The organism is Pseudoalteromonas sp. P1-26 (assembly GCF_001401795.1).
Taxonomy (GTDB): domain Bacteria; phylum Pseudomonadota; class Gammaproteobacteria; order Enterobacterales; family Alteromonadaceae; genus Pseudoalteromonas.
The window spans coordinates 1-5918 of the sequence record NZ_LKDX01000084.1 but is presented as its reverse complement, the minus strand read 5'-3'; the positions used below and the strand labels follow the sequence as shown (position 1 = coordinate 5918).

Genomic DNA, 5918 nt, shown 5'->3' with positions numbered 1-5918 from the left:
TAAGAGAATGGTGGGTCATGATGGACTTGAACCATCGACCAATGGATTAAAAGTCCACTGCTCTACCAACTGAGCTAATGACCCGCTCTTTTTTCCGCATTTTGGCTGTTGTTACCAATCGCCTGCTGCGGGCGCTTATAATACTTATTTAAATGCTGAGTGCAACAGAAAATATCTCTTTTTTTAAGTTTTTATGTCTAGTTGCCTAATTTTAGACCGCTTATGTCAAAAAGCAGTCTAATCAGGTCAAATCTACATTTGCGACAGACGTTCTGTGGCTAATTTAGCAGCGGTAGTACTTGGGTACTGATTAATTAAATCATTAAAGGTTTTAAGGGCTTGCTCGCCTAAACCTTGATCCGCTAATAAGTTTCCTAACTTTAACATCGCATCTGGGCGCTTATTAGAATTAGGGTATTCATTCACAACAACTTTAAAGTGCTCAGTTGCACCAGCTTGATCGTTTTGGATTGTTAACAGCTGACCTAACCAATAATGCGCATTAGATGCATACACTGAATTAGGGTAAGTAGTTAAGAATGTTTGGAACTCAGGAATTGCTTGCTCATAACGTTTATCTTTCATGATTAACGCTACAGCACGCTCATAGGCTTCGTTTTCAGATAAGTCTGAACTGATTGCCTGTGATGCACCCACATCCGTATAAGTGTTAGTAGGTTGAGTTTGTGTTGCAGCAGGCTGGCTATAAGCTTGGCTTACACGGTTCTCAATCTCTTGATAAAGCTCACGCTGACGTTGTAATACTTTTTCAAGCTTATAGCTTTGCTCTTCAGTAATACCACGTACTTGGCTCACTTCGTCTTGTAAAATATTAAGCTGCTGCTGAAGCTCAGCTTGCAATAAATTACGTGACTTCATCATGTTTTCTAAAGCGACTAAACGCTTCTCAATGCTCGATTGCGAGCTTGCAGCTTCTGAAACAGGAGCGGGAGCAGCCCATAACTGGGTGCTCCCGCTTAAGATCATTGCTGCCAAAATAATTTTCGGCTTCATAATGACTCTTTATTAGTAAACTAATACTGCGCGACGGTTCTTCGCGAACGCTTCTTCAGTGCGAGACTTAACCATTGGCTTCTCTTCACCATAGCTCACTACTGACATTTGGCTAGCAGAAACACCTAAACTTTGTAGGTATTTTTCTACTGCTTGACCACGGTGCTCACCTAGTGCGATGTTGTACTCAGGCGTACCGCGCTCATCTGCGTGACCTTCGATTAGTACTTTCACTGAAGGGTTTTGTACTAAGAACTCAGCGTGTGCTTGTAATAGTTCAGCATATTTGCTTTGGATTTTTGCGTTATCAAAACCAAAGTAAATAATTTGCTCTTGACGTAACGCTTCGTACTTTTCACGAAGTGCTTCTTCAGCTTGTTGCTCTGGAGTAAGCGTTGCAACTTCAACAGTATCAGTGTTGTTTGATTGCTCAACCATACCTTGGTTAGATTGGTTTGCAGCACCTTCGTCAACACCTGAAGAAGAGCTACACGCCGCTAATGTCATCACTGGCACAGCAATTAGCAGGCCTTTTAAAGTTTTATTAAGTTGCATTTAATTGATTCCTATATTGAGTAAACCAGTAAAATTACTGTAAATAAGGCGACCAAGCTGGTGCCTTTACTTGTCCGTTTAGCACAGGTAAGCGTGCTTTAAAGCGACCGTCCATAGAAACTAACGCCAACACCTGTTTATTATTATGAAGCGTGCTGTAGATAATCATCGAGCCGTTTGGAGCGATACTCGGTGATTCATCTAAGCGAGTTCTAGTTAATACTTGGAACGCGCCTGTAGCTAGCTCTTTCTTAGCAAGATGGTATTGACCGTTGGTACGGTTCACCATCACTAATTCTTTTCCGTCTGGAGAAACCGAACCTGCTAGGTTCATATCTCCGTCAAACGTCATGCGTTTTGACCTACCAGTTTGCAAATTTAACTTATAAATCTGGGCATTACCACCCCTTTCAGACGTAAACACAATATCTTGCCCATTAGGGAACCAAGATGGTTCAGTATCTATACTACGGTGGTTTGTAAGGCGTCTTTCTTTACGAGTTGCAAGGTCTAAAACATATACTTCTGTTGCACCATTTCGGTCTTTAGAAAGCACTAATAATAACTTTTTACCATCAGGCGAGAACTGCGGTGCACCATTAATACCAGGGTGACTTGTGATCAGCTCACGTTTACCTGTGTATAAATCTTGAATATAAATTTGGCTTTGACGATTCTCAAATGTTACGTACGCAAGCTTAGTACCGTCAGGTGACCACGCTGGTGACATTAATGGCTCTTTAGAGCGAAGTAACACTTGCTCATTAAAACCATCGTAATCAGCAACTACAAGCTGGTATGGCTTAGGCTCTTCTTCGCGAACAATCACATAAGCAATCTTCGTTAAGAATGCACCTTTTTCACCCGTAAGCGCTTCGTAAACTACATCACTAATGCGGTGCGCGTAACGGCGAAAACCTGTTTCAGCAATTACGCTTTCACGCGCGTCTAAAATGTGATCTTGGCTTTTAACTAATTGGCCATTGCTCATCATTTGCGTTTCGCCACCGGTAATTTGACCACGAATAACATCAATAAGCTCATACTTAACTAAGTAACGGCCATTTGTTTGCTGCTCTACTTGGCCTACAAGAACCGCTTCAACGCCTTTATTAACCCAAGCGCCGTAATCAACGTCGGTGTCAGTAGCTGGAAGCTGCGGCATTGTGTTCACGTCAATTGGCTTAAACTTACCACTACGCATTAAGTCAGCTGCAATCACTGAGCTTAATTTTTCAGGGATAGTTCCTACACCATTGTACTGGAAAGGTACAATCGCAATTGGACGTGCACCGTCAATACCATCGGTGATCACAATTTCTAGTGCAGCACTGGCAATGCCATGAAAGCCCAGTAATACAATAAAACATGCTGTTTTTATCTGGTTAAACATATCATTCCTTTAAAATTGAGGCGCTATTGTTAAATTAATATTTTTAAGTTGCTCAAATACTTCACGGTCTGGTGATACTGGTAGTGTGTCTGCCATACGCACCGCGCGCATTGCAGCTTCGCATACCAAGGTATCTCCGCCCAGTGATTTTACTTGAGTCACTAAGCCATTAAAACCAAGACGAATATTAAGACGACATTCTTTACCTTTCATCTTCTCATCTTTTAAGAAGTTTTGTTGAATGCGCGCCATAATTAACGCTTTATATTTTTCAACTTCGCCCACTACTTGTTGCTGGCGCACTTTATTACGTGCAGCCTGCTCAGCAGCTAATTGTTCTTGTAGAATTTGCTCTTGCAATGCTTGCTGGCGTTTACGCTCTGCTTCAGCTTCTTTGCGTTTACGTTCAGCTTCAGCTTCGGCAGCTTTACGCTTACGCTCTTCTTCCGCTTTCTTTAACGCTTCTTCTTCAGCTTTACGTTTTTCAGCTGCAGCTTTCGCTGCGGCTTCAGCTTCTTGCTTTTGCTTTTCAGCCTGTTGCGCTTTAGCTCGTTCTTTCTCTTGAATTTCACGTGCTTTCTTCGCTTGTGCTTCTGCTTCTGCTTTTTCTTTCTCTTTCGCGCGGCGTTGCTGCTCTAGCTTTTTAAGGCGTCTGTCTTCAGCTTCACGTTGCTTACGTGCATCATTTGCACGGCGCTCAAGGTCACGAATACGTTTTGCTTCGGCTCGTTTTTTTGCTTCTTCTTGCTTTTTAAGCTCGGCAATTTTCTGCTCAACCTTTTGCTGATCAACCGTTACTGCGGCAACGGCTTTTTCAGGCTCTGGTAAAGCAGGGTTCAGCGTTACTTCCATCACCTTAGGCGCTGGCATATGAAAATTAGCTGTTGCTACTAATAAACCTGCTATTGCAAGGTGCAAAAGAACCGATTTTACTACTGATGCACCCATACTAGCCTTTCGTCCCCTCGAATGATTCGGTCATAAGACCCACTGAAGGCACACCAGCATTTTTCAAAAAGTCCATAAGCAGCAGTACTTCTTGATAAGAAACACGGCCAGAACCTTTAATCATCACAGGTGTATCTGGATTTTTTTGCAGTTGAAGTTTAATTACCGCCGCAACATCCAGCGCTTCCATTGGTGCTTCTGGGTCAGTACCAATACTTACATAGTACTTACCTTCAGCATCAATTGACGCAATGATAGGCGGTGTATCTTTGGTATCAACTAAATCCGATTCTTCCATTTTCGGCAAGTCCACTTTTACGCCATGGGTAATAAGTGGCGCAGTTGCCATAAATATAATTAGTAGTACCAACATTACATCAATGTAAGGTACTACGTTTATTTCACCTACAGGGCGACGTTTCTTACGCTGATACATTCGCTTTAGCCTCTATTTGCGCAGCTGCTTGGCGGTGTAAAATATTGGCGAATTCTTCCATGAAGTTAATGTAATTACCTTCAAGCTTTTCTACTTTATTAGCAAAACGGTTGTAAGCAATTACAGCAGGGATTGCAGCAAATAAGCCCATTGCAGTTGCAATCAGCGCTTCGGCGATACCTGGCGCTACCATTTGTAGCGTTGCTTGTTTAACTTCACCTAACGCGATGAATGCGTTCATGATACCCCATACCGTACCAAACAGACCGATGTAAGGACTAATTGAACCCACTGTTGCTAAAAACGATAAACTAGACTCAAGCTTTTCAACTTCGCGCGATAGCGCAACTCGCATTGAACGATGTGTGCCTTCCATTACGATGCCTGCACTTTGAAATGTATTTTTCTTATGACGTGCAAACTCTTTAAATCCTGCAACGAATAATGCTTCAACACCTGATGCACCACCAGGACGAGCAGATACTTCGTTATATAATTTACTTAAATCAATACCTGACCAAAACTTTTGCTCAAAACGCTTAGCGCCATTAAGTGCATCAGAAATCGCTTTTTTACGTTGAAAAATAATTGCCCATGACATTACCGACATACCGACTAATGCCAACATTACTAGCTGGACAAGTACACTGGCTTCTAGAATAAGATCTAAAAAGTTAAGCCCTGATCCCACGTTAAACTCCTAAAATAGATTTCTATGTAATTTGTTATATTTTTTACACTTGCATTTATTGACCACAATCATGGCCAAAAGTTACATCTAGTGTATCTAGTCAGTTATAAACTGACAACGCTCTTGCTGTGAATTAGCGGCAAATAACGGTAAAAAGCAATTTGCTTAGTTATTTTTTAGCCATATTAGGTTTTATCAACACATTTACGCATATTTTCACCTTAATAATAAGTCACTAGAATAGCTCTTAAAAGCAACCAAAACAGCCAAAAACACGACGTTTATTCATAAATTACGCATAAACACCCAAAAGCACTTTTGCAAATCTACTACAGAATACTTAAACTAATCCTGAATAAAGATCACAAAATTTATAAAAACCCTTTTATTCAGAAGGTTAAAAACAAAATAGTTACAAAGTGAACAAAAAGAAAACAATTCAACTTTTAGCTCACATTAGTTTTTTTTATCTGAAAATAAAATTTTTCTAGTTTGAAGAAAAATCCATCATTGCGTATTATTTACCTATACCGAGCTAGCAACCTCATGAAAGTTTCTTTCATCAAGCTCCGTTTTTAGCAATATGAAGTTTCGTATTGCTCTAGGTTTACTTAAATCGGGATAAAACCTTATTCAAGTAGACCGTAGTTCCCTGGATTACTTCCTTCAACTTGTTGTTTGCCCGCATCCTTATGCGGGCTTTTTTTTGCCTACACAAACGCCAATGAGAATACCTACCGATAACTTAACAGCATGTGAATTACAGATGTTAAAATGAGACAACAACCCAGTGGTAAGCGGTAAGCGGTAAGCGGTAAGCGGTAAGCGGTAAGCGGTAAGCGGTAAGCGGTAAGCGGTAAGCGGTAAGCGGTAAGCGGTAA

Annotated in this window: 6 protein-coding genes and 1 tRNA gene; all 7 read right to left on the bottom strand. The window is 41.1% G+C overall.

Features of this window, described 5'->3' with window-relative positions; genetic code table 11:
- Nucleotides 1–8: 8 nt before the first annotated feature.
- Nucleotides 9–84: transfer RNA gene (locus AN394_RS20655), tRNA-Lys, on the bottom strand.
- Between the two features lie 168 nt (nt 85–252).
- On the bottom strand, nt 253–1014 hold the full coding sequence (ybgF, locus tag AN394_RS20650) for a tol-pal system protein YbgF (RefSeq protein WP_054561292.1): 762 nt from the start codon (nt 1012–1014) through the stop codon (nt 253–255).
- Between the two features lie 12 nt (nt 1015–1026).
- Nucleotides 1027–1569 carry a peptidoglycan-associated lipoprotein Pal gene (gene pal / locus AN394_RS20645; protein WP_054553016.1) on the bottom strand — a complete coding sequence of 181 codons (543 nt, stop codon included), beginning with the start codon at nt 1567–1569 and terminating at the stop codon, nt 1027–1029.
- 34 nt (nt 1570–1603) lie between these two features.
- Nucleotides 1604–2962, bottom strand: a complete 1359-nt coding sequence (gene tolB / locus AN394_RS20640) for a Tol-Pal system beta propeller repeat protein TolB (protein WP_054561291.1) — start codon at nt 2960–2962, stop codon at nt 1604–1606.
- Between the two features lie 9 nt (nt 2963–2971).
- Nucleotides 2972–3910, bottom strand: a complete 939-nt coding sequence (gene tolA / locus AN394_RS20635) for a cell envelope integrity protein TolA (RefSeq protein WP_055022445.1) — start codon at nt 3908–3910, stop codon at nt 2972–2974.
- 1 nt (nt 3911) lies between these two features.
- Nucleotides 3912–4346: a protein TolR gene (gene tolR / locus AN394_RS20630; protein ID WP_054561289.1), complete on the bottom strand. Its 435-nt coding sequence runs from the start codon at nt 4344–4346 to the stop codon at nt 3912–3914.
- Nucleotides 4333–5037: a protein TolQ gene (gene tolQ / locus AN394_RS20625; RefSeq protein WP_054561288.1), complete on the bottom strand. Its 705-nt coding sequence runs from the start codon at nt 5035–5037 to the stop codon at nt 4333–4335. Before tolQ ends, tolR begins: the two co-directional genes overlap by 14 nt.
- Nucleotides 5038–5918: the final 881 nt, after the last annotated feature.

Excerpts from the sequence above, each read along its gene's own strand:
- ybgF (WP_054561292.1), bottom strand. The coding sequence starts at position 1,014 with ATGAAGCCGAAAATTATTTTGGCAGCAATGATCTTAAGCGGGAGCACC.
- pal (WP_054553016.1), bottom strand. The coding sequence starts at position 1,569 with ATGCAACTTAATAAAACTTTAAAAGGCCTGCTAATTGCTGTGCCAGTG.
- tolB (WP_054561291.1), bottom strand. The coding sequence starts at position 2,962 with ATGTTTAACCAGATAAAAACAGCATGTTTTATTGTATTACTGGGCTTT.
- tolA (WP_055022445.1), bottom strand. The coding sequence starts at position 3,910 with ATGGGTGCATCAGTAGTAAAATCGGTTCTTTTGCACCTTGCAATAGCA.
- tolR (WP_054561289.1), bottom strand. The coding sequence starts at position 4,346 with ATGTATCAGCGTAAGAAACGTCGCCCTGTAGGTGAAATAAACGTAGTA.